The organism is Jiangella rhizosphaerae (assembly GCF_003579925.1).
GTDB lineage: Bacteria > Actinomycetota > Actinomycetes > Jiangellales > Jiangellaceae > Jiangella > Jiangella rhizosphaerae.
On sequence record NZ_QUAL01000045.1, the window covers coordinates 22,610 to 48,110 of the forward strand.

The window sequence follows — 25,501 nt, forward strand, 5'->3', positions numbered from 1 at the left end:
AGAAGACTAGTGTTGGCGGACGTGCGTAGAGCGAAGATTGTTTGCACTCTTGGTCCAGCGACCGACTCGCCGGAGCGGCTGCGGGAACTGATCGACGTCGGCATGGACGTCGCCCGGTTCAACCTCAGCCACGGGAGCCACGCGGAGCACGAGGAGCGGTACCTGCGGGTGCGCAAGGCGGCCACCGAGGCCGAGCGCAACGTGGGTGTGCTCGTCGACCTGCAGGGCCCGAAGATCCGGCTGGGCGAGTTCGCGGACGGCTCGGCTGAGCTCGAGGTCGGCCAGACCTTCGTGATCACCGTCGAGGACGTCGAGGGCACGGCCGAGCGTGCGTCCACCACCTACAAGGGGCTGCCTGGCGACGTCAAGGCCGGCGACACCGTGCTGATCGACGACGGCCGGCTCGCGCTCGAGGTCACCGACGTCACCGACACCGACGTCGTCACCACCGTCGTCATCGGCGGCAAGGTGTCCAACCACAAGGGCCTCAACCTGCCCGGCACCGCCGTCAGCGTGCCGGCGCTGTCCGAGAAGGACATCGAGGACCTGCGCTGGGGCCTGCGCATCGGCGCCGACATGATCGCGCTGTCGTTCGTCCGGTCCGCCTCCGACGTCGACGACGTCCACCGCATCATGGCCGAAGAGGGCGTGCGGCTCCCGGTCATCGCCAAGGTCGAGAAGCCGCAGGCGGTCGAGAACCTCGCCGAGATCGTCGACGCGTTCGACGGCGTCATGGTCGCCCGCGGCGACCTCGGCGTCGAGCTGCCTCTCTGGGACGTCCCGCTGGTGCAGAAGCGCGCCGTCGAGCTGTGCCGGCGCCGGGCCAAGCCGGTCATCGTCGCCACCCAGATGCTCGACTCGATGATCACCAACCCGCGGCCCACCCGCGCCGAGACCTCCGACGTCGCCAACGCCGTCCTCGACGGCGCCGACGCCGTCATGCTGTCCGGCGAGACCAGCGTCGGTGCCTACCCCATCGAGACCGTCGCCACCATGGCGAAGATCGTCGAGGCGGTCGAGGACCACGGCCTCGAGCGCATCCCGCCGCTGGGCACCCAGCCGCGCACCAAGGGCGGCGCCATCACCAAGGCCGCGGTCGAGACCGGCGCCCTGCTGGGGGCGAAGTACCTGGTCGCGTTCACGCAGAGCGGCGACTCCGCCCGCCGGATGGCCCGGCTGCGCCCAGGCATCCCGCTGCTGGCGTTCAGCCCGCTGAGCGCCACCCGGCACCAGCTGGCGCTGTCGTGGGGCATCGAGGCGTTCACCGCCGAGCACGTCGACCACACCGACGAGATGGTCAAGCAGGTCGACCGCATGCTGCTCGAGCAGGAGCGCTGCCGCCGCGGCGACCTCGTCATCATCGTGGCCGGGTCGCCCCCCGGCATCCCGGGCTCGACCAACGCCATGCGGGTGCACCGCATCGGCGACGCCGTCGGCAAGGTGGCTCCGGCCTACCACTGACGGCCGCTCCGGCAGCCGGCCGGCGTCGTCAGGCGTTGGCCGGCTGCAGCACGTCGTCGAGCCGGCCCTCCTTGGCCGACTCGACGATGACGCGGAACTGGGCCAGGCTCATCTGCACCCGCTGGCCGAAGTCGTCGGTGATGACGACGCGGCGCTCCGGGGGAGCGTTGTGGTCGAGGAACACTTCCGGGCACCCGCAGTCGCAGGTGCCGCAGGAGGTCGCGACGTGCCGGAGACGGTCCATGGGCGGCCTCGTTTCTCGCGTTCGGAAAGTGCAGCAGCTCCATTCCGGACGGTAACCGAATCAGTCGATCATGAACAGTCTTGTTCGCCATTCCGCCGCCGAGTAGAATTCCGCGGGTCGCCCGCTCCCATTCGGTCCGTTTCGCCCTGGGTCAAGGTGGTCCGTGACCATCGGACAGGCCTTGGTGTCGTTCTCCGTCGTGACCGCGCTGCTCACCGTCATCCCTGGGGCGTCGCGGCGGCCGTCGGCGCGTCGGCACTGCTCGTGGCGTCGGAGACGGCGTACCGGGTGCTCACGCTGGCCGGCGCGGCCTACCTCGTGTGGCGCGGCGCGCACCTGCTCTGGACGAGCTTCCGTCGCGGCGGCGCGGACGAACTGCCGGCGGTGGCGCAACCTGCGCGCGGGTCGTCGTGGGTCTCATGGCTCACCGGACTGGGCACGAACATCCTCAATCCGAAGATCGGCGTGTTCTATGTGGCCACCATTCCGCAGTTCATTCCGGACGGCACGTCACCGCTGCTGATGGGAATTCTGCTCGCGGTGGTGCACAACCTCATCGGAATGCTGTGGTTCGCGTTCGTCATCGCCGATGCGGGATTCATGACACGCACTCTCGGCCGGTCGCGGTTCGCCCGGGCGGCCGACCGCGTGACGGGCGTCGTGCTGGTCGGGTTCGGGCTGCGGCTGGCGCTGCAGCACCGCTGACGCCGTCGCCGGACCTACTCGGACGGCGTGTAGCGCTGTTCCGGTTCGAAGGCGGGCTCGGCGTCGCGGTCGAGCTCGATGTGGATGGCGTGACGAAGGTCGGTGTAGACGACGACCCTGCTGCCGTCCTTCGGCACGCGGTCGGGTGAGCTGCGCATGCGGGCCGCCACCTCGTGGCGGCCGGCCGGCGAGTCATAGGCGACCGTCACGTCGAGCTCGGGGTCGTTGTGCAACCAGAAGCGGACGTCGCCGAGCTGGAGCCGGCCCGCATACCGGCGGCCGTCGCGCCGGAGCCGCTCGATGCACTGCTGGCGCTCACGAGCATGGCGCAGGGCGGACGGAAGCCGCACGGCCACGGTCAGACCCCAGAGGGCGGCCAGCACCGCGACGGCCCCCGAGACGAGGGTCGCCTCGGTGCCGGGCACACCGTCGAGTGCCTGACGCACGCCCTCGGTCGGGTTTGGGCCGGCCGCCACGGCGGCCCCGGCGCCTGCCCCCACGGTGACGCCGGCCAGCAGCGGGGCCAGGTAGGACAACGCTGCCGCCCGGCGCTGCCCGAGGCGCTCTCGCGCGTATTCGGCGAGGCCGACCGTGACGAGAAGGGCCAGGTAGCCGAGGACGAGGAGACCACCGACCAGCCAGCCCGGGCCGACGTCAGCGACGCAGCCGGCGGACGTCGTGCAGCCCAGTGACGCCGAGCCGACCAGCGTCGCGGAGGCCCAGGTCGTGAACGTCAGCAGTGCCGAGAACAGCATCCGCGGGGTCAGCCGTCCTGGAGCCCGTCCTGGGGCGAGCCCCGTGATGCGGGAACCCTTGTCGGTCACCGAGAACACGGGCCGGTGGTCCCACCAGTCCGGCGAGACCGCGTCGCGCGGCGCCGCCGCGTCCGTCATGGCCACCTCTCTCCACTGCTCACTCGACGTGTCATCGGCGATCATCCGACGCCGGTCAGTCGTCGACCTCGGCGACCGACCGGGGCAGTGCGCCCGGGGCGAAGTGGATCAGCCCCTCCGGGACGTGCCAGCGCATCGCCCGCACCTCGAACCGTCCGGCCCGGACCGCGGGGTCGGCGCTCTCGAGCTCGATCGCCCGCTCCGGATCGACCCGCAGGATGGTCAGGCCGCGGAACCGCGGGTCCTCGAGCGGGCCGGCCGCCAGCAGGTAGCCGGCGTCGTGCAAGTCGGCGAGGTGCGCCAGGTGCGCGTTCTGCAGCGCCGAGGCGGCGTCGTCGTCGAGCTCCGGTGCGTCGTCGCGCAGGACGAGCAGCGCCACGGTGTATTCGTCCAGACGCATGGCCGGACGGTAGTGCATGGGTGTCGGTGGACGCGACTACGGTAGGTGCGGTGAGAGTCGCCACCTGGAACGTCAACTCCGTCAAGCAGCGGCTGCCGCGCCTGCTGCCCTGGCTCGACCAGCGCCGCCCCGACGTCGTCTGCCTGCAGGAGACCAAGCTCGCCGACGACCTCATCGAGGAGCTGCTGGGCGCCGAGCTCGAGAAGCGCGGCTACCAGGCGGCCTACCACGGCGAGGCGCGCTGGAACGGTGTCGCGCTGTTCTCCAAGGTGGGCCTCGACGACGTCGTCACCGGGCTGCCCGGCGGGCCGGGCTTCCCCCACCAGGAGGCGCGCGCCGTCTCGGCCACCTGCGGGGGAGTGCGGGTGCACTCGGTCTACGTCCCCAACGGCCGCGAGCCCGACTCCGAGCACTACGCCTACAAGCTCGAGTGGCTGGCCGCCCTGCGGGCGCAGGTCGCCGCCGGCCCCGACGCCGTCATGGTGTGCGGCGACATGAACATCGCCCCCGCCGACGCCGACGTGTTCGACCCCGACGCCTACGTCGGGCAGACCCACGTCACCGAGCCCGAGCGCGCCGCACTGGCCGACCTCCAGTCCGCCGGCCTGCACGACGTCGTCCGCGACCGCTGGCCGTCCGAGCGGGTCTTCACCTACTGGGACTACCGCGCCGGCATGTTCCACAAGGACCTCGGCATGCGCATCGACCTCGTGCTGGCCAGCGACCCGGTGGCCGAGCGGGTCGCCGCCGCCTGGGTCGACCGCCACGCGCGCAAGGGCACCGGCCCCAGCGACCACGCCCCGGTCATCGTCGACCTCGACGAAGCTCCCGACGGCGACATCGGCCCGGTCGTGCCCCCGCCCTCGGCCGCCGCGCCTCGGCGAGGCTCGGTGAAGCTCCCGCAGTCGAAGTAGCGGTATGCTCCAGTCATACCAAGGAGTGGTGACATGGCCGTGAAGAAAGTTGCGGTAACGCTTCCGGAAGAGCTCTACGACATGGTCGAGCGGGCCCGGAAAATCGAGCACCGCTCCCGCTCCGAGCTGATCCAGGAAGCCTTGCGCACGCACTTCGGCGAGCCGGTCTACACCCCAACCGACGAAGAGCGCCGCATGATCGACGAGGCGCTGGACGACCTCCGACGTGATTCCGGCACGAGCCGATCCTGGGACGACGTCCACGAGGAGCTGCGGTCGCGCCGGTGAAGATCGCCTTCCGGCCGGCCGCGGTCGCCGATCTGCGGTCGGCACTCGAGTACTACGACGACGCGAAGCCCGGCCTCGAGGACGACCTGATCGACGACGTCGATCGCCTGCGTCAGCGCCTGCAGACGTTCCCGCGCAGTGCTCCGGCCGTCGCCGGCTATGACAGCGTGCGCCGCGCGATGCTGCGCAGGTTCCCCTACGCGGTGTTCTATGAGTTCGGCGAGTCGGTCGAGGTGCTGCGTGTGGTCCATACCGCCCGCCATCCCGAGGCCTGGCGCCGTTAATCCAGTTGCCAGCCGGCGTCGACGGCGATGGTCTGGGCGGTGATGGCCCGGCTGCCGTCGCCGCAGAGGAAGGCGATCAGGCCGCCGGCGTCCGACGGCTCGAGGAGGCCGCCGAGCAGCGGCTGCTTGGCCGCCACCCAGTCCGCCAGCGCCGGGTGCTCGCTCACCCGCCGGGCCAGCGGCGTGCGCACCAGCCGTCGTCGATCGGGGTGACGCCGGCCGACGTGAAGACGACCGACGACTTCCGCGACCTGTGCGCGGAGCTGACGGCGCCGCAGTCGGGCCGGTGGGCGATGGGGCCGTTCGGCCCGACGATGATGCTGCTGTTCTGGGCCGCGTTCGGCATGCCGAACAACTGGCGGCTGGAGAGCGACGGCACGCTGACCAAGGACTGGGAGACCGACAAGTACTTCGCCGCCGTCGAGTACCACCTGGAGCTGTCCAAGCAGGGCTACTTCCACCCCGACTTCACCGGATTCTCGGTGACGCAGGCCAAGCAGGCGTTCTCGTCCGGGACGACGGCGCTGTACATGGACGGGCTCGCGGCCTGGCGCGGCTTCGTCGAGCAGGAGCGGCGCACGGTCGACGAGATCGGCGCCATGCTGCCGTTCGCGCAGCCGGGCGCCGACCCCGTCTTCCACGTCTCGTCCGGCATCTTCGGCATCACCGCGCTGCGGCAGGACGACCCGGCCGTCGTCCAGGACCGGCTGCGGCTGCTTGACTTCCTCGCCGCGCCGTTCGGCACCGAGGAGTGGTTCCTGCTCAACTACGGCGTCGAGGGGGTGGACCACGAGATGACGAACGGACTGCCGGTGCTCACGGACAAGGGGATCGAGGAGATCCGGACCATGTTCAAGTTCATCGGCGCGCCGCCCGGGGTGATGTTCAGCGGGCAGTCGCCGGAGTGGGTCGAGGCGCAGCACGCGTGGGCGGCCGCGGTGATCCCGGCGATCATCCCGGACCCGACGGTCGGCGTCTACATCGAGCCGGTCGAGGACACGACGGGGGCGCTGCAGGCCGTCTATGACGCGGTCGCCGACGTGACGGCTGAGCGGGTCTCGATCGGCGACTTCCGGAAGATCACTGAGAACTGGACGGAGAAGGTCGGCAACGAGACGCGGGAGCGGTTGCAGGAGGCGACGGGGTGACGGACGGGTCGGACGGCGGCCGGTTGCCGCGAATGGTGGTCGTGGGCACGACGGTCTTCGGCGGCGGCGCGCCGTTCCCCGGCGTGCTCGAGCGGTCCCGGGAGGTGTCCGGCCTGGTCGACCGGATGGCCGCCGCGGCGTCCGGGACCACGCGGGGCGGGCTGGACCTCGTCGTCCTGCCCGAGCTGGTCGCCGGTCCGCCCGGCCCGGTCGCCGTGGCGCGGGCGCTGCCGCTGGATCACCCCGTGCTCGAGGTCTACGGCTCGATGGCGCGGCGGCACCGGACCTACCTCGTCGTCACCCTCGACCTCGCGGACGGCGGCGCGGTGTGGAACGCGGCGGTGCTGCTGGACCGGGCCGGCGACGTCGTGGGGGTGTACCGCAAGGCGCACCCCGTCGCCGCCACGGGGTCGTCGTCGTTCGAGGGCGGCGTGACCCCCGGCACGTCGTTCCCGGTCTTCGCCTGCGACTTCGGCGCCGTCGGCATCCAGATCTGCTGGGACGTCATGTACGACGACGGCTGGCAGGCGCTGGCCGCCGGCGGCGCGGAGATGGTCGCGTTCCCGTCCGCGTCGCCGGCCACGGTCCGCACCGCAGCCCACGCCGCCCGGCACCGCTACTACGTGGTGTCGAGCACGCCGCGCGACAACGCCGCGGTGTACGAGCCGTCCGGGCTGGTCGCGGCGCGCCTGCTCGGGCCCGGTGTGCTGGTGCACGAGCTGGATCTCAGCTACGCCGTCCTCGGCTGGTCGGCGTCCCTGCGCGACGGCCTGGCCTTCCGCGAGGCGTTCGGCGACCGCGCCGGCTACCACTACTCGCCCCGCGAGGACGTCGGCCTGTTCTGGTCGAACGACCCGGCGACGCCGATCGACGCGATGACGGCGCGGCTCGGCGTCGAGGACCTGCGCGACCAGGTCGCGCGCAACGCCTCGCTACGGAGCCGGCCGATCGCCCCGGCCACCCCGAGTTGATCGCGGAGAAGGTGGGGTATCCATCGGGGCGCATGGGCCTCTTGCGCTCTCGGGTCCGCTCATGCCGCGCCCTTGGCAAGGCTGGTCGCCGTCCACGTGTCCGATATGCCCGAGTTCGCGCGACGGTGAGCCTTGCCAAGGCGGTCGGTGGGCGTGTCGCCGCTGAGGCCCGCCGAAGAAGGGATCAGTGCGCCGGCATCCCGGTGACCGCCGGCTTGCCGGCCGGGATGAGCGCCAGCGCGACCCCACCGGCGACGACCGCCGCGCCCGCGCCCGCCGCGAACGCTCCGGTGAACCCGTCCGTCCCCGTCGCGCCGGGAGCGAGGTCCGCCGCCGCGAGGCTCGACGCCACGGCGACGCCGAGAGCGGCGCCGAACTCGTGGAACGTGTTCACGACCCCGGAGGTCAGACCGGCCTCGTGAGGGTCGACGTGGGCGAGGGCGCTGGTGGTGGCGGTGACGAAGGTCGCGCCCAGGCCGGCGGTGGCGACGCTCATGCCCGTCACCAGCAGGGCGGTGTCAGCGGAGCCGTCTGCGCGAGTGGTGGCGAGAGCGGCGAGGCCGAGACCGGCGGCGGCGACGGCGAAGGCGACAGCCGCGACGGGGCGTGGCCCGGCCCGGCCGACCGCCTGCCCGCCCACGTGCGCCCCGGCGGCGACCGCGACCGCCACGGGGAGGAACAGCACACCGGTGGCCAGGGCGGTGTTGCCGCGGACGTGCTGCAGGAAGAACGAGCCGAGGAAGAACGACGAGATCAGCAGCCCGGTCGCGACCAGCATGAGCAGGACGCCGGTCAGCACGGGCCGGCGGGTCAGGATCCGCGGGTCGATGAGGGGCGCCCGCAGCCGCCGCTGCACCACGCCGAAGACGGTGTACAGAACCAGCGCGGCCGCCACCGGGACGACGGTCGCCGACCCGGTCCAGCCGTCGTCGCCGGCGTTGACCAGCCCGTAGATCAGGGCGGCGGTTCCGCCGGTGACGAGCACGGCCCCGGGCACGTCCAGGCGCCGCGGCCGCTGACCGCCGTCGCCGGGCCGGCCGGATGCACGGTGCGCTGCTCCGGCACGCGCGCTGTGAGCCGGCCCGTCGTCCGGCCGAGCCGGGGCGAGCAGCCGCGCCAGCAGGACGACCAGCACGATGCCCACGGGCACATTGACGTAGAAGATCCAGGACCAGCCGGGACCGGCCGTCAGCAGCCCGCCGACCAGCACGCCGGCCGCCGACCCGGCGCCGCCCAGCGCGGCCCAGACGCCGAACGCGCGGTTGCGCTCCGCGCCGTGGAACGTGGTGGCGACGATCGACAGCGCGGCGGGGGAGAGCAGCGCGGCTCCGGCGCCCTGGGCGAGGCGGCCGCCGATCAGCGACTCGGCGTTCCAGGCCAGCCCGCTGACCAGCGACGCCGTCGCGAACAGGGTCAGGCCGGCGAGCACGACGCGGCGGGCGCCGACCAGGTCGGCCAGCCGGCCGCCGAACAGCAGCAGCCCGCCGAACATCAGCGTGTAGGCCGAGACCACCCACGTCAGCGCCGTGCGCGACAGCGCCAGGTCGGCGCCGATGTCCGGCAGCGCCACCGCCACCACCGTCACGTCGAGCACGAGCATGAACTGGGCCACGCCGAGGAGGGCGAGCAGCCGCCAGCGATCGGCGGCGGGCGGATTCGCGGACATGTGAGCCCCTAACCTGAACATGGCTGTTTGACTTGCGTCCAGTACGCTAACTCGAACAGAGGTGTTCGACAAGAGGGGAGAGCGCATGCCGGTCACGACGGGCAAGCGGGCCGACGCCCAGCGCAACGTCACCGCGATCCTGGACGCCGCGGCGGCCTGCCTCGTCCGCGATCCCGACGCGAGCGTCTCGGACATCGCCGCGGCGGCCCGCGTCGGCCGGGTGACGCTCTACGGGCATTTCGCGTCGCGCACCGAGCTGGTCGACGCCGTCTTCGTGCGCGCCGTGGCCCGGGCACACGAGGCACTCGACGCCGTCGACCTCACCGGCGACGCCCGGCAGGCGCTGGCCCGGTTGATCGCGTCCAGCTGGCAGGTGGTCGACGAGTCGCGGATGCTGCTGGTCGCGGCGCAGCGCACGCTGCCGCCGGAGCGGATCCGCGAGCTGCACGAGCACCCGATGCGACGCGTGCGATCGCTGCTCGAGCGCGGCCGGGCCGCCGGCGTGTTCCGGTTCGACCTGCCGGCCGACTGGCTGGTCGCGGTCTTCTACACCGTCCTCCACGGCGCGGCCGACGAGATCGGCGCCGGGCGGCTGGCGCCCGAGGGTGCGGCCGACGCGATCACGGCCACCCTGCTGGCCGCCTTCACCCCGCCCGGCGCTCCGGTCCCCGGCTGACGACCGCAGCCGGCCCAGTTGATCTTGGAGTTGTTCGGCCATCTATCGGGCATTTCGCCCCGCGATCGACGAACAACTCCAAGATCGACTCGCGGGGTGGGGTGGGAACGGGGGCTCGGGGCGCCGGTCACCAGAGGTCGACGGCGTGAGCGGTGACCCGGGCGGCGATGCGCGCGACGGCCTCGGCGACGGGTAGGGCGTCGAGCCGGCGGCCGTCGCGTAGCCGCAGCGCGAGCTCGTCCGCACCGGCCTCCCGGGCGCCGACCACCCCGACGTACGGGGCGAGCCGCGCGGCGTGGACGCGGGCGCCGACGCTGCCGTGGTCCGCGCCCGCGACCTCGACCCGCAGCCCCGCGTCCAGGCACCGCCCGGCGACCGCCCGCGCGGTCTCGTGCTGCTCCGGTCCGATCGGCACCAGCACCACCTGCACCGGCGCCAGCCAGGGCGGGAAGGCGCCGCCGTGCACCTCGATGAGCTGTGCGACCGCCCGTTCCAGGCTCCCGATGATGCTCCGGTGCACCATCACCGGCCGGTGCCGCTCGCCGTCGGCGCCGACGTACTCCAGCCCGAACCGCTCCGGCTGGTGGAAGTCGATCTGGACGGTCGACAGGGTCGACTCGCGGCCGGCGGCGTCGACGATCTGCACGTCGATCTTGGGGCCGTAGAAGGCCGCCTCGCCCTCCTCGGCCTCGTACTCCAGCCTCGACTCCGACAGCGCCTCGACCAGCAGCGCGGTCGACCGCTCCCACGCCGACGGCGCGCCGGCGTACTTCCCGCCGGGACCCGGCAGCGACAGCCGCAGCCGCGCCGGCGCGATGCCCATCGCGGCGTGCGCGTCCCCGATCAGCGCCAGCGCGGCGGCCGCCTCGGCGGCGGCATCGTCGGCGGAGCAGAAGACGTGCGCGTCGTTGAGCTGGATCGACCGGACGCGGGTCAGCCCGCCGAGCACGCCGGACGCCTCGGAGCGGTACATGCCGCCCAGTTCGGCGAGCCGCAGCGGCAGCTCGCGGTACGAGCGGCCGCGGGACCGGTAGATCAGCGCGTGGTGCGGGCAGAGGCTCGGCCGCAGCACGAGCTCCTCGCCGCCGGCGTCCATCGGCGGGAACATGTCGTCGCGATAGTGCGCCCAGTGGCCGGACAGCTCGTACAGCTCGCGCTTGGCCAGGACTGGGGAGTGGACGTGCTGGTAGCCGGCCCGCCGCTCGACGGCGTGGACGTACTCCTCGAGCGCGTGGCGGACGGCGGCGCCGGCGGGCAGCCAGTAGGGCAGGCCGGCGCCGATGAGCGGATCGGAGCCGAACAGGTCCAGCTCGCGGCCGAGTCGGCGGTGGTCGAACATCGTGGTCTCCTCGGTGACAGCGGGCGAGTGACCACTCCGGCGGCGCTCCGGGGCACTCGCCCCGGGCGTCGGTGGACAGGAATCAGCGCGCCGGGACGGTCTCCGGCGTCGTCGTCAGGCCAGCGCGCTGCATGGCGCCGACCGTAGCACCCGGCGCCGTCCGGACGCGCGCGGATTTCCGCAACGTGGGCAGGGCACCGGTCGCGCCGTACGCCGTGTTCGCCGTCCCCTGCTGCCCCATTCTCTTGCCGCGCTACCGCGCCTCAAGTCCGCGCGCGTCGTGTACATCACGAGGATTACGTGACCTTCAACAGGGCTGTAGGGGTGTTGACGCTTGGGTAATCCTGGTGATGGCTCCCGAATCCCGGTGAAATCTCACTACGTGGGCGCTCAGCGACGGCGACGCCACTCACCGCCGGCGCCGCCCTCGCTTGCCGTCACCTAAAACCTACTGAATTGATAGGATAAGGCGCCGACCCCGACCGAGGAGGCCGCCATGCCGGCTGAGCAGCACGATCTCCCCGTCGACCTGGTGGTGCTGACGGCGGGTACGGCGCCGTCGTCGCGCATCCGGGCCGTCGCGGCGGCGTTCGCGGTCGAGCTGGCCGGCCGGCTGCCGCAGCCGCCGGTCTGGCGCGACGTCGTCGACCTCACGGCGCATGTGCCCGACCTCGTCGGCGTCCCGTCGGCCGGGGTGGCGCAGCTGGTCGACACGGTCCTCGCCGCGGAGGTGGTCGTGCTGGCGACGCCGGTGAGCCGGGCGTCCTACACCGGCGTGCTCAAGCTGTTCCTCGACCGGCTGCCTGACGCCGCGCTGGCCGGCGCCGTCGTGGTCCCGGTGACGCTGTCGCGCGACCCGGCCGAGCGGCAGGCCGCGGACCTGCAGCTGCGCCCCGTCCTCCACAGTCTCGGAGCCGTGCTGCCGGTGTCATCGTTCGTGGTCGACGAGGGGGAGCTGGCCGACGTCGCGGCGCTGGCCGATGCGTGGGCGGACCGGCACGCCGGACTGCTGGCGGCCGCGGTCGGCGAGCTCAGGCGGCCGTCTGCTCGGTGCGATACCGGCCCGGCGGCCGGGCGTACTCGCGCTTGAACGCGGCGGCGAACGCGAACTCCGACGTGTAGCCGACCCGGCGGGCGACGGCGCCGACCGGCAGGTCGGTGTCGGCCAGCAGCCGCGCCGCCGTCGTCATGCGCCACCAGGTCAGGTAGGCCAGCGGCGAGCTGCCGACGAGTGCGGTGAACCGGCGCGCGAACGCCGCCCGCGACAGGCCGGCCACCGCGCCCAGCGACTCCACCGTCCACGGCCGCTCCGGGCCCTCGTGGATGGCGGTGAGCGCGGCGGCGACGGCGTCGTCGCGCAACGCCGCGCCCCAGCCGCGCGGGTGCGCGCCCGCGCAGTTCTCGTCGCTGAACCAGGCCCGCAGCACGTAGAGCAGCAGCGCGTCGAGCAGGGCGGGCACGACGGCGTCCGAGCCGGCCGCCGGGGCGTCGACCTCGCGGCCGAGCAGCTCGACGGCGGCGTGCAACGACGGGTTCCGGCCCAGCCGGTTCGGCAGGTGCACGAGGTCGGGCAGCTCGGCGAGCATCGGGTGCGGCCGGTCGCGGTCGAGCAGGTACTGGCCGCACAGCACGACGAGGTCCGGCGCCGCGTCCTGCGCGCCGGCGGCGAGCACGCGGTGGCCCGGATCGCCGGCGCACAGCTCGGCGAGCGGCGTGTCCGCAGCGTCGGCGAGCCCGTGCCCGGTGCCGTGCGGGAACAGCACGACGTCGCCGGCGCTGAGCGCGACCGGCTCGCCCGCCTCCGGCCGCAGCCAGCACGACCCCTGCAGCACGACGTGGAAGGCCGCGCCGCGCACGGGCGGGTACCTCCAGCCCCACGAACCGACCGCCTGCAGCCGGAACGAGCGCGGCCGTCCGGTCCGCATGACGGCCACGACCTGGCTCAACGCGTCCACGACCCCACCCTAGTTGCGCTCGAGTGGTCGGCCCCTCTCATCGCCGGTCTGCCCGGCCCCCCTGGGGGCGATCGTCTCGCCCGCCGCCCGGGGCCGAGACGATCGCGTAGGACGGCGAGACGGTCGCCCATGGGCGCCACGGGGGTCGCGTTCCTAGCGTCGGAACCATGACACGCATCGCGATCATCATCGGCAGCACCCGCCCCGACCGCGTCGGCCCCGCCGTCGCCCACTGGCTCCTCGACCTGGCTGAGCAGCGCGGTGACGCCGACTACGAGGTCGTCGACCTCGCCGACTTCGACCTCCCGCACCTCGACGAACCGCTGCCGGCGGCGACCGGCCGGTACACCCGCCCGCACACGCTGCGGCTCGCCGAGACCGTCGCCGGGTTCGACGGCTTCGTCTTCGTCACGCCCGAGTACAACCGCTCCTACCCGGGCGTGCTGAAGACCGCCATCGACCTCGTGTACGCCGAGTGGCACCACAAGGCGGCCGGTTTCGTCGGCTACGGCGCGGACGGCGGTATCCGTGCGGTCGAGCACCTGCGCGGCGTCATGGGCATGCTGCAGGTGGCCGACGTCCGGGGCCAGGTGACGCTGTCGGTCTACGACGACTTCGAGGACTTCACCCGGCCCACGCCGCGCGAGCGCCAGGTGGCGGCCGCCGGGACGATGCTCGGCGAGGTCGTGACGTGGGCCGCAGCGCTGGCGCCGCTGCGCGCCGCCACAGCGGCGTGACGATCAGGGCCCGGCCGGGTCGAGCTCCTCGACGTCGCGGGTGCCGCGCAGCACCCACCAGACCGGCAGCGGCGCCAGGAGCGTCAGGACGCCGACCACCCAGAGCGTCGCCCGCGGCCCGGCCAGCTCGCCGAGCACGCCGCCGGCCAGGCCGCCGAGCGGGAACGCCCCCATGATCAGCACCCGCATGGTGGCGTTGACCCGGCCGAGCAGCTCGTCCGGGGTGATGCGCTGACGCAGGCTCACGCTCGCGATCGCGTAGATGATCTGGCCGACCTCGCCGGCGCCGATGCCCACGATGAGGAACGCGATCGCCGTCCAGCCGGGCTCGGCCAACGGGATCAGCAGGCCGGCCGGGCCGGTGACGACGAGGCACAGCCAGGCCAGCCGGGCCGACCCGACGCGCCGCGACAGCCACGGCGTCACCGCGGCGGCGGCCAGCACCGTCGCCGACCCCGCCGCGACGATCAGACCGATCGCCGACGGCGACAGCTCGAGCATCCGGGCCATGAAGATCACCGAGACCGCGGCCGCGATGGCGAAGCAGAAGTTGGCGACGGCGCTGGTGAGGGCGGTCGCGCGGAGCGCCGGCGTGTGCCGGACGAAGGCGAGGCCGGCGCGGATCTCGGTGCGCAGCCGACCCCGCGCGGGCTGCCGCGACGCGAGCTCGCGGGGCGGCGGCTCGGGGGTGCGGATCGCGAACAGCGCGGCCGCCGACACCAGGAACGTCACCGCCTGCACCAGCACGACGACAGCCCCGCCGAGCAGGCCGGTCAGCCAGCCGCCCAGGCCCGGGCCGGCGAACTGGCCGGACGCGCGGACCGTCTCCATGGCGGAGTTGCCGGCCAGCACGCGGTCGCGGCCGATGACGACCGGCAGGTAGCTCTGGTAGCCGATGTCGAAGAACACCCGGGCGACGCCGGTCAGCAACGCGACGACGATCAGCTGGGTCACCGTCAGCACGCCGGCGACCGCCGCGAGCGGGATGGTGGCCAGCAGCACCGCCCGTGCGAGGTCGGCGGCGATCAGCACCGGCCGGCGGCGCATGCGATCGATCCAGGCTCCGGCCGGCAGCCCGATGACGGCGAACGCGACCGTCGACGCCGCGGCCAGCAGGCCGGCCTCGAGGGCGGACGCGCCGAGCGTGATGACGGCGAGCAGCGGGATCGCGATGCCGCTGACCTGGGCGCCGAACTGACTCGTGGTCTGACCGAGCAGGAGCAGGCGGAAGTCGCGCTGCCGCAGAGGGGAAGGGGTGGACACGGAAAAGCCTCCATCGAGTCGGGCGGGCAGGTGCCCCACCCGCCAGTCGACAGAGGCGTCGCTAGGGGAGGGGTACGTTACCCGTCCCTCGGAGGAGGGTCAAACCGGAGGCGAGGCCGCGTAGCACTTCGTAGCGTTCCGTAGCCTCAGCAGCTAGACTGCAGGCATGGCCGAGCCGACGTTCCGCGAGATCACGCAGCGCGAGCTGCGCAACGACTCCGGCAGCATCATGCGGTCCGTCGAACGCGGCGGATCCTTCGTCATCACCCGCAACGGCACACCCGTCGGACAGCTGGTCCCGCTGCGGCGGCGCACGTTCGTCCCGCGCGATCAGGTCGTCGCCGCCTTCCGGACGGCGGCGACCTTCGATGCCGATCGGTTCCGGCGTGACATCGACGAGGCCGTCGATCAGGATCCGCAGAGCCGTGACTGGTGAGCCCACCCGCGGCCTGATCGACACCAACGTCGTCATCCATCTGGCGGCACTGGACCCCGAGCGGCTTCCGGACGAGATGGTGATCAGCGCCGTCACTCTGGCCGAGCTGTCCGCGGGTCCGCTGCACACCGACGATGCCGACGAGCGCGCACGCCGTCTCAGCGTGCTGCAGCACACCGAGGCGACGTTCGATCCACTGCCGTTCGACGCGGAAGCGGCGCGCGTCTTCGGCCAGGTGTCCGCCGCGGTGCTGGCCACCGGTCGCACGCCGCGACGCCGCGTCGCGGACCTCCTGATCGCGGCGACCGCCGTCGCCAACGACCTGCCGCTCTACACCACCAACCCGGGCGACTTCCTCGGGCTCGGCCGGTTGCTCGCCGTCGTCCCGCTGCCGCGGCCGCGCTGATCCGGCGGCGGAGGCGGCGCGGGAACATCCCGGCAGCCGACGGTGTTGTGAGAATCGTTCTCGTGAAGAAGGGGTGTCCCGATGAAGGTCCGCAACTCGCTGAGGTCGCTGAAGAACCAGCCCGGCTCGCAGGTCGTCCGCCGCCGCGGCAGGCTGTTCGTGATCAACCGGCAGAACCCCAGGCTGAAGGCCCGCCAGGGCTGACGCCGTCCCACAATCTCCGGAAAGGACCCCCATGGCACGCACCGAACTGCGCCCCGTCGTGAAACTCCGCTCGACGGCCGGCACCGGATACACGTATGTCACCCGGAAGAACCGCCGCAACGACCCCGACCGGATGGTGCTGCGCAAGTACGACCCGCTTGCCCGGCGGCACGTGGAGTTCCGCGAGGACCGCTGAGCGCCGGGCCGGCCGGGCCGCGGTCGTAGGATCGCGGCCATGGCCGATGACGACGCCGACCGGCGCGCCGCACTGCAGCGGGTCTCCGACGCCGAGCGGGAGAAGGTGGCCGAGCGCATCCGGGCGGCCGCCGCCGACGGCCGGCTCGGCCTCGACGAGCTGGACGATCGCCTGGGCTCGGCCCTGGCCGCGCGTACGCGCGGTGACCTCGACGCCGTCGTCGCCGATCTCGGTGACGACGGCGCCGCACGTCCGGCCGCCGAGCCCGTGGTCATCAGGGCCGACGGCTCCGCCGTCGAGCGCACCGGCCGCTGGGTGGCGCCGCCGCGGCTCACCGTGAAGGCGTCGATGTCGTCAGTGGTGCTCGACTTCACCGACGCCACGTTCGCGGCGGCCGGCTGCCGCGTCGAGGTGGAGCTGTCGGGCTCGTCGCTGCGGCTGGTGGTGCCCGAGGACGTCGCGGCCGACGTCGACGTCGAGACCCGCTTCTCCAGCGTTGACGTCAAGGTGCCGGACCGACCGGCCGACCCGCGCGCCGTCGTGCAGGTCACGGGTGCCACGAACATGAGCAGCGTCAGCGTGCGCCGTCCCGGCTGGCGACGCCGCCGGCAGCTGCGCAAGGCGCAGCGGAGACGGGCTCTCGAGGCCTGAGCCGGCCGGACGGCGCCGGCCTCGTGGGTCAGCCCAGGCTCAGGACCAGGTGCGGCCGGCTCCAGCCGATCCGCCCGTACGGCTCGATGACGCCGACGTCCCGGAAGCCGCAGCTGCGGTAGAAGCCGGCCGACGGCGGGTGCGACACGACGTGCAGCCGGTGCAGGCCGCGCTTCGCGGCCTCGGCGCGCAGGTCGTCCATGAGCAGCCGCCCGATGCCGCGTCCCTGCGCGTCATCGGCGACGAACATGAAGTCGACCTCGCCCTCGCCCGGCCCGCCGCGGCCGGGAACCTGGAGAGTGGCGAAGCCGAGCAGCTCGCCGTCCGGCCCGTGCGCGACGCGGGTCACGTGCCGCGCGATGTACGCGGCGTCGATGGTCTGGTTGGCGACCATCACCCGGTAGTCGCCGGTGTAGGCGCCCGAGGTGCGCACCATGGTGGTCAGCACCTCGGTCTCTGCCACCGTCGCCGGTGCGATCGCCACCTGCAGCGTACTCGTCATCGTCGTCTCCTCGCCTCGTACAGATACCCCGTAGGGGTAACCATAGATACGGGGGAGGGGTATCCGCAAGGGACCGGCCGACGGGTCCTCGCCCGGGCCTCGGTCAGGCCGGCAGGGCGTCTCCGGGGAAGCCGTGGCAGGAGTAGACCTCGCACCGCATCATCCCGGCCCGGACGCAGGGGTCTTCGGCCATGATCTGCTCGGCTTCCTCGGCCGGAACGGTCATGATGGCCACGCCGGCCAGGGTGTCGGAGGCGACCGGACACAGGATCGCGATCACGCCGTCGGCACGCAGCGACGCCATGCGTCGCTGGTGTTCCAGTTCCGTCGCCGCGGCGCCGTCCATCGTCCGCTCCGGACCCCACCGAAGGACCGCCAGGCTGTAGGGCCTGGCCGTCGCCGCCAGGTCCCGGATCTGCTCGTCGGTCACGGTCGTCTGCATGATGTCTTCCTGGATGGACTGTCCGCCACGGGTTCGACGCTACGGCCGACGGCTCGCCGGTGCTTGAACGGATCGGCCAGAGCCGAGCGGTCGCGTGCGTCGAGCGGGCGCGTGTGAGACTGATCGCCGAGACCTTGGATCGTCGCCGGCCAGGGTCGCCGCACAGCACCGGACCGCGAGGAGGAGTACCCGCCGATGGCCCACGGCCCCTTCCCACTCGACCCTGAGCCGATCGTCGTCGCCGAGGACGTGCTCGACGCGCTGCGGGCGCGGCTGGCACTGACCCGCCCGCCAGTCGACGAGGGCAACGAGGACTGGTCCTACGGGGTGCCCGCCTCGTACCTGGGGGAGCTGATCGCCTACTGGCGGGACGGGTTCGACTGGCGCAAGGCCGAGGCCGCGATCAACGCCTACGAGCACTACCGCGTGACGGTCGACGGCGTGCCGGTGCACTTCCTGCGCAAGCCCGGCCGCGGGCCCGCCCCGGTGCCGCTCATCCTCACGCACGGCTGGCCGTGGACGTTCTGGCACTGGTCGAAGGTGATCGACCCGCTCGCCGACCCCGCCGCGTCCGGCGGCGACCCGGCCGACGCGTTCGAGGTGATCGTGCCCTCACTGCCCGGCTTCGGCTTCCCCGGCCCGCTCACCGGCTTCCCGGACGTGAACTTCTGGAAGGTCGCGGACCTGTGGCACACGCTGATGACCGGCACCCTCGGCTTCGAGAAGTACGCCGCGGGCGGCTGCGACATCGGCGGCATCGTCTCCAGCCAGCTCGGCCACAAGTACGCGGACGAGCTGTACGCGATCCACATCGGCTCCGGCCTGCCCTTGGACTTCTTCACCGGCCCCCGGGCCTGGGACTTCGCCCGGGGCGGCCGGCTCAGCGACGACCCCGAGCTCCGCGCGCGGATGATCGAGCTCGACCACCGCTTCGCCGTCCACCTCGCCGCGCACATGCTCGACGGCGCCACCCTCGCCCAAGCCCTGGCGGACTCGCCCGCCGGGCTGCTGGCCTGGCTGCTGGAACGCTGGAACTCCTGGAGCGACCATCCCGGCGAGAGCGTCGAGGCGGTCTTCTCCAAGGACGAGATGCTCACCCACGCCACGATCTACTGGGTGAACAACTCCATCGCCACGTCCATGCGGTACTACGCCAACGCCAACCGCTACCCCTGGACGCCGTCCCACCAGCGCACCCCGATCGTCCAGGCCCCCGTCGGCCTGACGTTCGTCGGCCACGAGAACCCGCCCGGCGTCCACACGGCCGCTCAGCGCGTCCAGGCCTTCCTCGGCGGCCCGGCCGCCACCTGGTTCAACCACGTCAACGTGAGGGCGCACGAGCGCGGCGGCCACTTCATCCCGTGGGAGGTCCCCGATGCCTGGGTCACCGACCTGCGCGACACCGTCCGCCCCTACCGCCCCCGGCGGTAGACCGATGCCCCACAGTGTCGGCAGGCTGGTGCGGCGGTTCGTCCCGCAGCCCGAGATGAAGGACTCCGGTACATGACGATCGTTCGAGAGGCTGTGAGGCGCTGAGCGCCGCGCGGAGGTCGGCCGTGCATCTGGAGATGCGCGACGCGTACATGCTGGACGATCCAGAGTTCATCGCGTGGCAGCGGGGCAAGCGCTACCGCCCTGATGACCGTCACTCCTGGTGGCGACCCTGGCTGGACGTGGTCAGGGCAACCGTGGATCGGGGGGTGGTCATGCGCCGCGCCCGTATCGTCTCCGAGCCGATCAGCGACTACATCCGCTACGAGTACGACATCACCTTTACCAACATCGCCGCCGGCGAGCAGGTGCGGTGGCTGCCGCGCCGACAAGCGAAGGACCTGCTGGTGCCAGGTGCCGATCTGTGGGTGTTCGACGACACCACCGTGGTCTTCAAGCACTTCACCGGCGACGGCCAGGTCGACGAGCCGGGCATGGAGCGCGTCGACGACCCGTCCCTGGCCACGCAGTGCGCCGTGGTGTTCGAGGCCGTTTGGGAACGGGCCATCCCGCACGACGAGTACCACCCGTAGCCGGAGGTGCCAGGGCCGTCGTGGCGTCCTCCGTCGCCCGGGTCGCGGACCGACGGGACACGGCTCGTCCGTGCGGTGCGGATCGGATGTTCGTCGTGGTAGCCCGGGTGGGACTCGAACCCACAGGCACCGCATTTTGAGTGCGGCGGCTTTGCCAATTTGCCTACCGGGCCGCGCGCTCGGCCGCGACAGGGGCCCAGCCTACCCTTTTCCGTAACATGCGCCGAGTAGGCTTCCCGGGTGACCGAATCGCCTACGCCAGCCGCGCCCGCCCGACGTGTTCTCGTCGCCGAGGACGAGTCGCTCATCCGCCTCGATCTCATCGAGATGCTGGGTGAGGAGGGCTACGAGGTGGTGGGAGAGGCCGCCGACGGCGCCAGCGCCGTGCGGCTCGCCGAGGAGCACCGCCCCGACCTCGTCGTCATGGACGTGAAGATGCCGGTGCTCGACGGCATCTCCGCAGCGGCCCGCATCGTCGAGCAGCGCATCGCCCCCGTGCTCATCCTGACCGCCTTCTCCCAGCGCGACCTCGTCGAGCGCGCCCGCGACGCGGGGGCGATGGCGTACCTGGTGAAGCCGTTCAGCAAGGCCGACCTCGTGCCGGCCATCGAGATGGCGCTGTCGCGGCACGAGGAGATCACCCAGCTCGAGAACGAGGTCGCCGACCTCAACGAGCGGCTCGAGACGCGCAAGCTGGTCGACCGCGCGAAGGGGATCCTGCAGACCAGGTACGGGCTGAGCGAGCCCGACGCGTTCCGGTGGATCCAGAAGGCCGCCATGGACAAGCGCACCTCCATGCGCGAGGTCGCGAAGGTCGTCCTGTCCGAGTCCGAGGCCGAGCCGAAGAGTTGACGTCCGTGGTGCGTCGTGGCGCGGGGTGGGCCGCGCTGACGGCGGCCGCCGCGCTGGTCTCGTCGTGCGGGATGGTCGGCGCCCTGGGCGACGACGACGCCGGCGCGCAGACGGCGACCGTCGGCGTGCTGGTGCCCGGCAGCGGCTGGCAGCAGGCCGACGGCGAGGCGGTGCTGGCCGCGGTCCGCGCCGCCGTCGAGGAGACGGCGGGCGACATCGCCGGCTGGACGGTCGAGGTCGTCGCCGTCGACGAGGGCGAGAAGGGCGAGGCGGCGGCCGACTCCGTCACCGAGCTGGTCGACGGTGACGCGGTCGCCGTGATCGGCGGGTTGACGACGGCCGGCGTGCGGGCCGCGCAGCCGGTCCTGGACGACGAGGACGTGCTGTTCGTGTCGCCTGCCGACGTCGTGCCGTCGCACACCCTGGGCGCCGACCCGAGCGCGCCGCTGCGTCCGTACCGCTCGTACTTCCGGACGGCGGTGGGCGCCGAGCCGCCGGCCGCGGCGCTGGGCCGGTACGCCGTCAGCGGGCTGCGCGCCGACGCCGTCGCCGTCGTCGACGGGGGAGATCCGGCCGAGGTGCGGGCGTTCGCCGAAGCGGTCGACGAAGCCGGCGGGTCGGTCGTGGCCCGCGGCGCCGACGTCGCCACCGTCGTCGCGAAGGCGAAGACCGAGGGCGCCACCGCCGTCTTCGTGGCCGGCGACCCGGAGGCCGCCGCCCAGGCAGACCGCCAGGTGCGCAGCGCGCGACTCGACGCGACCCTGCTGGGCGCGACGGCGTTCGGCGGCGACTTCGCCGACGACGGCCGCGACGGCGCCGTGCGGGCAGAGCCGGCCGAGCTGGACGCGACGGCGGGGGTGCGATCGGGCCGGTTGACCGACGACATCGGCGCGCCGCTGGGGGAGTACGGCGCCGCCGCCCACGACGCCGGGATCGCCGTCGGCACCGTACTGGAGCGCTGCCTGCCACCGGCCAGTTCGGCGTCGTCGGCGCGGCGCGGCTGCCTGGGCGAGATGAGTCAGCTCGACTTCGCCGGCGCCACCGGAGAGGTCTCGTTCGACGAGTACGGCGACCGCAGCGGAGGCAGCGTCCGGTTCAGCGTGCTGCGCGACGGAACCTGGGAAGTCGTCGGTGTTGACGGCTGATGTCCAAGGTCACAGTGTCCTAACAAGATGATCCTGGTTGGCCACCACTACTACGTTTAGCTGCTTCCACGGCATAAGTTTCGGGAATCATCGCAGACCCAACCGGCGGCTGGTGACGGCGGCCGGCTCGGCGAAGGAGACATCTCATGACCCGCACATCGCGACTGTGGCGGTCTCTTGCCGTCGCCGGAGCGGCCTCGCTCGTGCTGGCCGCTTGCGGTGGCGACGACGACGGCGGTTCGGACGAGGAGTCGCCGGGCGCCGGCGGCAACGCCGAGGCGACCAGCGACGAACCCCTGCGGCTCGGCACGCTGCTGCCTGAGACCGGCAACCTCGCGTTCCTCGGCCCGCCGGAGTTCGCCGGCGTCGACCTCGCGATCCAGGAGATCAACGAGGGCGGCGGCGTGCTCGGCCACGACGTCGAGGTCACGCACACCGACTCCAGCGACGCCAGCAACACGGCCGTCACCCAGCAGTCGACGGACTCCCTGCTCAACGCGGGGGTCGCGGCCATCATCGGTGCCGCGTCGTCCGGTGTGTCGTTCACGGTCCTCGACCGCATCGTCCAGGACGAGACCATCATGTTCTCGCCGGCGAACACCTCGCCCGACTTCACCACGTACGAGGACGACGGCCTGTACTTCCGTACCGCTCCGTCCGACGTGCTGCAGGGCCAGGTGCTCGGCGACACCATCCTCGGTGACGGCCACGCCAACGTCGCGATCATGAACCTCGACGACGCCTACGGCAACGGCCTCGCGCAGTACCTCTCCGAGACGATCGAGAGCGGCGGCGGCACCATCGCGGCGCACATCGTCTACGACCCGCAGGCCTCGAACTACACCTCCGAGGTCAGCCAGGTCGCCGCGGCGGCGCCCGACGCCATCGCGCTGATCGGCTTCGAGGAGACCGTCACGATCATCCCCGAGCTGGTCACGCAGGGCATCGGCCCGCAGTCGATCCCGCTCTACTTCGTCGACGGCAACCTCTCCAACTACGGCGCCGACCTGCCGCCGGGCACGCTCGACGGCAACAAGGGCACGCTGCCGGGTGCGGAGACGGGGCCGGAGTTCCAGGAGCGGATGCTGGAGATCAACCCGGACCTCGAGGACTTCAGCTACGGCCCCGAGTCCTACGACGCGACCATGCTGCTGGCGCTGGCGGCCATCCAGGCCGGGTCGGTCGAGAGCCGCGACATCGCCGACAACCTGGTCGACGTCTCGCGCGAAGGCACCGAGTGCTCCGGCTTCCAGGAGTGCGCCGACCTGCTCGCCGACGGCGAGGACATCGACTACCAGGGCGTGTCGGGCCCGGTCGAGTTCACCGAGGCCGGCGACCCCGAGACGGCCACCATCGGCGTCTACCAGTACGGCCCCGACAACACCTACACGCCGCTGGAGTACGTCGAGCGGACCATGTCGGAGTGATCTGACCCGGTCCCCCTTTCCCTTCAGGGACTCGCCGACCGGGACCATGCGGTCGGCGTGCGGGGAGCCGGCGAAGGCCCCGCCGGAACACCCGGCGGGGCCTTTTCGCGCCCTGAACCGGCCCGTGATACGACCGTTGACATTTTATACATCGCTCTTGTACGTTCCTCGTTCAAGGCCCCGAAATCATCCCAGCCGACCCATTTTCGACATCCGTCCTGCCTTCGCGCCACCATTCTGGTCGCGCCCAGGTCAGCGGTTCCGGCGACGGTGCCACGCCGCTCATCCCCGCAGCTCAGACGTCTGTCTCGGTCCATCGTGGCCGCAGTGAGGAGCGTTTGCGATGTGCGACACCGACCACAACGAACCCGTCAGCAGACCACAGTTCAGCCGGCGCCAGGCGATCGGCCTGGGCGCCGCCGCGGCCGCCGCCGCGACCGTCGTCCCAGGGCTCACCGGGCGGCAGGCCGCCTACGCCGCGGCGGAGGTGAGCCCGGACAACTACGAGGCGCCCACGGGCCTGGCGAAGGACAGCAACGCCAAGGACACCGCACTCGGCGTCATCGACCGGTACGCGGACTCGATCACCGGCCTCAGCGACACCATCTGGGAGTACGCCGAGCCGTCACTGGCCGAGTGGAACTCCGCGCTCGCGGAGGCGGAGTTCCTGCGCAAGCATGGGTTCCGCATCCAGTGGGCGGTCGGCGGCCTGCCGACGACGTTCGTCGCGACGTTCAGCAACGGGACCGGCAGCCCGGTCATCGGGTTCAGCGGCGAGTACGACGCGCTGCCCGGCGTCTCGCAGAAGAAGGGCTCCACCGAGCACGACCCGCTGGTCTACAAGGACGACCCGTACTCGCCGAACTACGGGTACGGGCACGGCTGCGGCCACTCGGCGCTGGGCGCGGCGGCGGCCGGTGCGGCGGTGGCGGCGGCGAGCGCGCTGCGCCGGCACCGGCTCGACGGCACCGTCAAGTTCTTCGGGTCGACGGCGGAGGAGCAACTGGTCGGCAAGTCCTACGACGTCATGAAGGGCGTCTACGACGGCTGCGACGTCTTCGTCGACTGGCATCCCGGGCGCAACACCAGCACCGGCTTCGGCTCGAACAACGCGCTCAAGGCGATGGCGTTCAACTTCAGCGGCACCCACGGCCACGGCGGCAGCCCGCTGGGCAACAAGAACGCGCAGAACGCCGTCCGGGCTCTGACGATGCTCACCGACATGCTGCGCGAGCACCACGTCGCGCCGGCCGGGCGCATCCACCACGCCATCCGGCACTCCGCCGAGGCGCCGAACGTGCACGCCGCGCTGGCCGGCGCCTGGTACTTCGTCCGCGAGGCGACCCCGGAGCGGGTGGCGATCCTGGCCGAGAAGGTCAGCGACTGCGCCCGCGCCGCCGGCATCGCCATGCGCATGGAGGTGCACGAACGCACCGTCGCCAACATCTGGAACATGCTGCCGAACAAGCGCGGCGCCGAGCTCGTCCACGACAACATGGTCCAGATCGGCGCGCCGGAGTTCACCGAGGAGGACCAGGCGTACGGGAAGGGCCTGCAGGCCGCGGCTGGCATCGCCCAGAACGGCTACAGCACCGGTGTCGCCGACCTGCGCCCGCCGCAGGAGTTCTTCACCGGCGGCGGCTCCACCGACGTCGCCGACATCAGCTGGATCGTGCCGACGCTCAGTCTCGGCACCCCGGTCAGCCCGTCGGGGACGGCCAACCACAGCTGGCTCACGACGGGTTCGACGGTGTCGCACGCGGGCCACGTGGCGATGCTGGCCGCCGCCCGCTACCTCGCCGCCGTCGCCGTCGACCTGTTCACCCAGCCGGCGCTGGTGACGGAGATCAAGGAGGAGCACGCCGCCCGCACCGCGAACGTCGAGTGGGCCAGCCTCCTCCCGGCCGACTTCCAGCCCCCGGTCGTCGAGCCGCCCGAGTGGTTCCTGAAGCGGACCGGCCAGAAATGGCCCAACGGGCAGATCACCTGGCCGCCCGAGCGGATCGTCGGTCACACCAAGTGGGAGAGCCTCGGCCCGCCCATCCCGCCGGGCAACGTCCAGCCCTACGAGTGACGGCGTTGGCCCCGTCCCCCTGCTGCCCGATTGTCTTGGCCGCGTGCGCGCGCCTCAAGCGGACTATGGGGGCGCTTCGCGCCGGCGATGACCGCTTGACCCGCCGCACGCGGCGAAGAACGGGCAGCTATCAGGGGGACGGGGGAAGAGCGGCGACGACTCCCGCGGCGTTGGCCCCGTTTGCGTGTGGCATTGGTG

Annotated in this window: 30 protein-coding genes, 1 tRNA gene and 1 pseudogene; 21 read left to right on the forward strand and 11 right to left on the reverse strand. The window is 72.3% G+C overall.

All coding sequences use genetic code 11. The annotated features are described in order from the left end of the window. The first annotated feature begins 21 nt into the window (after positions 1-21). A complete protein-coding gene (gene pyk / locus DY240_RS05520) occupies positions 22-1,461 on the forward strand; it encodes a pyruvate kinase (RefSeq protein ID WP_119658987.1) in 1,440 nt (479 codons plus the stop codon). A gap of 28 nt (positions 1,462-1,489) precedes the next feature. Here pyk and DY240_RS05525 read toward each other — a convergent pair whose 3' ends face one another. Continuing rightward, on the reverse strand, positions 1,490-1,705 hold the full coding sequence (locus tag DY240_RS05525; RefSeq protein WP_119658960.1) for a hypothetical protein: 216 nt from the start codon (positions 1,703-1,705) through the stop codon (positions 1,490-1,492). Between the two features lie 264 nt (positions 1,706-1,969). Between DY240_RS05525 and DY240_RS33195 the strand changes: the two genes are divergently transcribed. After that, positions 1,970-2,410, forward strand: coding sequence for a LysE family translocator (locus tag DY240_RS33195; protein ID WP_233552620.1), 441 nt, complete (start codon positions 1,970-1,972; stop codon positions 2,408-2,410). Between the two features lie 14 nt (positions 2,411-2,424). On the opposite strand, the gene DY240_RS05535 is transcribed toward DY240_RS33195, so the two are convergent. Together DY240_RS05535 and DY240_RS05540 are read right to left on the reverse strand one after the other, a co-directional pair. Then, a complete protein-coding gene (locus tag DY240_RS05535; RefSeq protein WP_147375203.1) occupies positions 2,425-3,303 on the reverse strand; it encodes a hypothetical protein in 879 nt (292 codons plus the stop codon). A 55-nt stretch (positions 3,304-3,358) separates the two neighbouring features. After that, positions 3,359-3,703 carry a YciI family protein gene (locus DY240_RS05540; protein ID WP_119658988.1) on the reverse strand — a complete coding sequence of 115 codons (345 nt, stop codon included), beginning with the start codon at positions 3,701-3,703 and terminating at the stop codon, positions 3,359-3,361. Between the two features lie 50 nt (positions 3,704-3,753). Between DY240_RS05540 and DY240_RS05545 the strand changes: the two genes are divergently transcribed. From DY240_RS05545 to DY240_RS05555, 3 genes are read left to right on the forward strand one after another with little or no spacing between them, the layout of a single operon-like run. Then, the gene (locus DY240_RS05545; protein WP_119658962.1) at positions 3,754-4,617 is read left to right on the forward strand and encodes an exodeoxyribonuclease III; all 864 of its coding nucleotides are present in this window, start codon (positions 3,754-3,756) and stop codon (positions 4,615-4,617) included. A gap of 33 nt (positions 4,618-4,650) precedes the next feature. Beyond that, a complete protein-coding gene (locus DY240_RS05550) occupies positions 4,651-4,905 on the forward strand; it encodes a ribbon-helix-helix protein, CopG family (RefSeq protein ID WP_119658963.1) in 255 nt (84 codons plus the stop codon). Continuing rightward, positions 4,902-5,189, forward strand: coding sequence for a type II toxin-antitoxin system RelE/ParE family toxin (locus DY240_RS05555; protein ID WP_158602747.1), 288 nt, complete (start codon positions 4,902-4,904; stop codon positions 5,187-5,189). Before DY240_RS05550 ends, DY240_RS05555 begins: the two co-directional genes overlap by 4 nt. Here DY240_RS05555 and DY240_RS31685 read toward each other — a convergent pair. Continuing rightward, positions 5,186-5,380 (reverse strand): SDR family oxidoreductase, encoded by a 195-nt coding sequence (locus tag DY240_RS31685; protein ID WP_158602748.1) that lies wholly within the window; start codon positions 5,378-5,380, stop codon positions 5,186-5,188. The two genes, DY240_RS05555 and DY240_RS31685, sit on opposite strands and share 4 nt — an antisense overlap. Before the next feature lie 33 nt (positions 5,381-5,413). On the opposite strand from DY240_RS31685, the gene DY240_RS05560 reads away from it, so the two are divergent. Both DY240_RS05560 and DY240_RS05565 read left to right on the forward strand, forming a co-directional pair. Continuing rightward, entirely contained in the window at positions 5,414-6,337 is a 924-nt protein-coding gene (locus tag DY240_RS05560) for an extracellular solute-binding protein (RefSeq protein ID WP_158602749.1), read from the forward strand. Further along, on the forward strand, positions 6,334-7,308 hold the full coding sequence (locus tag DY240_RS05565) for a carbon-nitrogen hydrolase family protein (protein WP_119658966.1): 975 nt from the start codon (positions 6,334-6,336) through the stop codon (positions 7,306-7,308). Before DY240_RS05560 ends, DY240_RS05565 begins: the two co-directional genes overlap by 4 nt. 184 nt (positions 7,309-7,492) lie before the next feature. Here the strand turns inward: DY240_RS05565 and DY240_RS05570 are convergent, their stop codons facing one another. Beyond that, complete coding sequence (locus tag DY240_RS05570) at positions 7,493-8,974, reverse strand: MFS transporter (RefSeq protein WP_119658967.1); 1,482 nt, start codon at positions 8,972-8,974, stop codon at positions 7,493-7,495. Positions 8,975-9,059: 85 nt separating this feature from the next. On the opposite strand from DY240_RS05570, the gene DY240_RS05575 reads away from it, so the two are divergent. Further along, positions 9,060-9,650, forward strand: a complete 591-nt coding sequence (locus tag DY240_RS05575) for a TetR/AcrR family transcriptional regulator (RefSeq protein ID WP_119658968.1) — start codon at positions 9,060-9,062, stop codon at positions 9,648-9,650. A 127-nt stretch (positions 9,651-9,777) separates the two neighbouring features. Here the strand turns inward: DY240_RS05575 and thrS are convergent. Next, positions 9,778-11,049 (reverse strand): annotated as a pseudogene (gene thrS, locus DY240_RS05580) (threonine--tRNA ligase); the annotation flags it as partial. A 436-nt stretch (positions 11,050-11,485) separates the two neighbouring features. Between thrS and DY240_RS05585 the strand changes: the two are divergent. Beyond that, complete coding sequence (locus DY240_RS05585) at positions 11,486-12,079, forward strand: NADPH-dependent FMN reductase (protein ID WP_119658970.1); 594 nt, start codon at positions 11,486-11,488, stop codon at positions 12,077-12,079. On the opposite strand, the gene DY240_RS05590 is transcribed toward DY240_RS05585, so the two are convergent. Continuing rightward, positions 12,021-12,944 carry an AraC family transcriptional regulator gene (locus DY240_RS05590; RefSeq protein WP_119658971.1) on the reverse strand — a complete coding sequence of 308 codons (924 nt, stop codon included), beginning with the start codon at positions 12,942-12,944 and terminating at the stop codon, positions 12,021-12,023. The two genes, DY240_RS05585 and DY240_RS05590, sit on opposite strands and share 59 nt — an antisense overlap. A gap of 167 nt (positions 12,945-13,111) precedes the next feature. Here DY240_RS05590 and DY240_RS05595 point away from each other — a divergent pair, with 167 nt between their 5' ends. Beyond that, on the forward strand, positions 13,112-13,681 hold the full coding sequence (locus DY240_RS05595) for an NADPH-dependent FMN reductase (RefSeq protein WP_119658972.1): 570 nt from the start codon (positions 13,112-13,114) through the stop codon (positions 13,679-13,681). A 3-nt stretch (positions 13,682-13,684) separates the two neighbouring features. Here the strand turns inward: DY240_RS05595 and DY240_RS05600 are convergent, their stop codons facing one another. Continuing rightward, the gene (locus DY240_RS05600; RefSeq protein ID WP_119658973.1) at positions 13,685-14,944 is read right to left on the reverse strand and encodes an MFS transporter; all 1,260 of its coding nucleotides are present in this window, start codon (positions 14,942-14,944) and stop codon (positions 13,685-13,687) included. 166 nt (positions 14,945-15,110) lie between these two features. Between DY240_RS05600 and DY240_RS05605 the strand changes: the two genes are divergently transcribed. From DY240_RS05605 to DY240_RS05625, 5 genes are all read left to right on the forward strand, one after another. Next, complete coding sequence (locus DY240_RS05605) at positions 15,111-15,380, forward strand: type II toxin-antitoxin system Phd/YefM family antitoxin (protein WP_119658974.1); 270 nt, start codon at positions 15,111-15,113, stop codon at positions 15,378-15,380. Further along, entirely contained in the window at positions 15,370-15,786 is a 417-nt protein-coding gene (locus DY240_RS05610; RefSeq protein ID WP_199700873.1) for a type II toxin-antitoxin system VapC family toxin, read from the forward strand. The genes DY240_RS05605 and DY240_RS05610 overlap by 11 nt, the downstream gene beginning before the upstream one ends. Positions 15,787-15,867: 81 nt before the next feature. Further along, a complete protein-coding gene (gene ykgO / locus DY240_RS05615; protein WP_119658976.1) occupies positions 15,868-15,990 on the forward strand; it encodes a type B 50S ribosomal protein L36 in 123 nt (40 codons plus the stop codon). Positions 15,991-16,021: 31 nt separating this feature from the next. After that, positions 16,022-16,186: a 50S ribosomal protein L33 gene (gene rpmG, locus DY240_RS05620; protein WP_119658977.1), complete on the forward strand. Its 165-nt coding sequence runs from the start codon at positions 16,022-16,024 to the stop codon at positions 16,184-16,186. Between the two features lie 39 nt (positions 16,187-16,225). Continuing rightward, positions 16,226-16,837, forward strand: coding sequence for a DUF1707 SHOCT-like domain-containing protein (locus DY240_RS05625; RefSeq protein WP_119658978.1), 612 nt, complete (start codon positions 16,226-16,228; stop codon positions 16,835-16,837). A 28-nt stretch (positions 16,838-16,865) separates the two neighbouring features. Here the strand turns inward: DY240_RS05625 and DY240_RS05630 are convergent, their stop codons facing one another. Together DY240_RS05630 and DY240_RS05635 are read right to left on the reverse strand one after the other, a co-directional pair. Next, positions 16,866-17,339 (reverse strand): GNAT family N-acetyltransferase, encoded by a 474-nt coding sequence (locus tag DY240_RS05630; RefSeq protein WP_119658979.1) that lies wholly within the window; start codon positions 17,337-17,339, stop codon positions 16,866-16,868. A gap of 103 nt (positions 17,340-17,442) precedes the next feature. Continuing rightward, a complete protein-coding gene (locus tag DY240_RS05635; protein WP_119658980.1) occupies positions 17,443-17,781 on the reverse strand; it encodes a YciI family protein in 339 nt (112 codons plus the stop codon). Between the two features lie 195 nt (positions 17,782-17,976). On the opposite strand from DY240_RS05635, the gene DY240_RS05640 reads away from it, so the two are divergent. Further along, complete coding sequence (locus DY240_RS05640) at positions 17,977-19,212, forward strand: epoxide hydrolase family protein (RefSeq protein ID WP_119658981.1); 1,236 nt, start codon at positions 17,977-17,979, stop codon at positions 19,210-19,212. 101 nt (positions 19,213-19,313) lie between these two features. Then, the gene (locus tag DY240_RS05645) at positions 19,314-19,805 is read left to right on the forward strand and encodes a DUF6879 family protein (RefSeq protein WP_325049275.1); all 492 of its coding nucleotides are present in this window, start codon (positions 19,314-19,316) and stop codon (positions 19,803-19,805) included. 96 nt (positions 19,806-19,901) lie between these two features. Here DY240_RS05645 and DY240_RS05650 read toward each other — a convergent pair. Next, positions 19,902-19,978, reverse strand: a tRNA-Leu gene (locus DY240_RS05650). Positions 19,979-20,045: 67 nt separating this feature from the next. Here DY240_RS05650 and DY240_RS05655 point away from each other — a divergent pair. The 4 genes from DY240_RS05655 (at position 20,046) to DY240_RS05670 (ending at position 25,303) form a co-directional block, all read left to right on the forward strand. Continuing rightward, on the forward strand, positions 20,046-20,657 hold the full coding sequence (locus DY240_RS05655) for an ANTAR domain-containing response regulator (RefSeq protein WP_233552621.1): 612 nt from the start codon (positions 20,046-20,048) through the stop codon (positions 20,655-20,657). Between the two features lie 5 nt (positions 20,658-20,662). After that, complete coding sequence (locus DY240_RS05660) at positions 20,663-21,802, forward strand: ABC transporter substrate-binding protein (RefSeq protein ID WP_147375204.1); 1,140 nt, start codon at positions 20,663-20,665, stop codon at positions 21,800-21,802. 146 nt (positions 21,803-21,948) lie between these two features. Beyond that, positions 21,949-23,229: an ABC transporter substrate-binding protein gene (locus DY240_RS05665; protein WP_119658984.1), complete on the forward strand. Its 1,281-nt coding sequence runs from the start codon at positions 21,949-21,951 to the stop codon at positions 23,227-23,229. A gap of 343 nt (positions 23,230-23,572) precedes the next feature. After that, positions 23,573-25,303: an amidohydrolase gene (locus DY240_RS05670; RefSeq protein ID WP_119658985.1), complete on the forward strand. Its 1,731-nt coding sequence runs from the start codon at positions 23,573-23,575 to the stop codon at positions 25,301-25,303. The last annotated feature ends 198 nt before the right edge of the window (positions 25,304-25,501 follow it).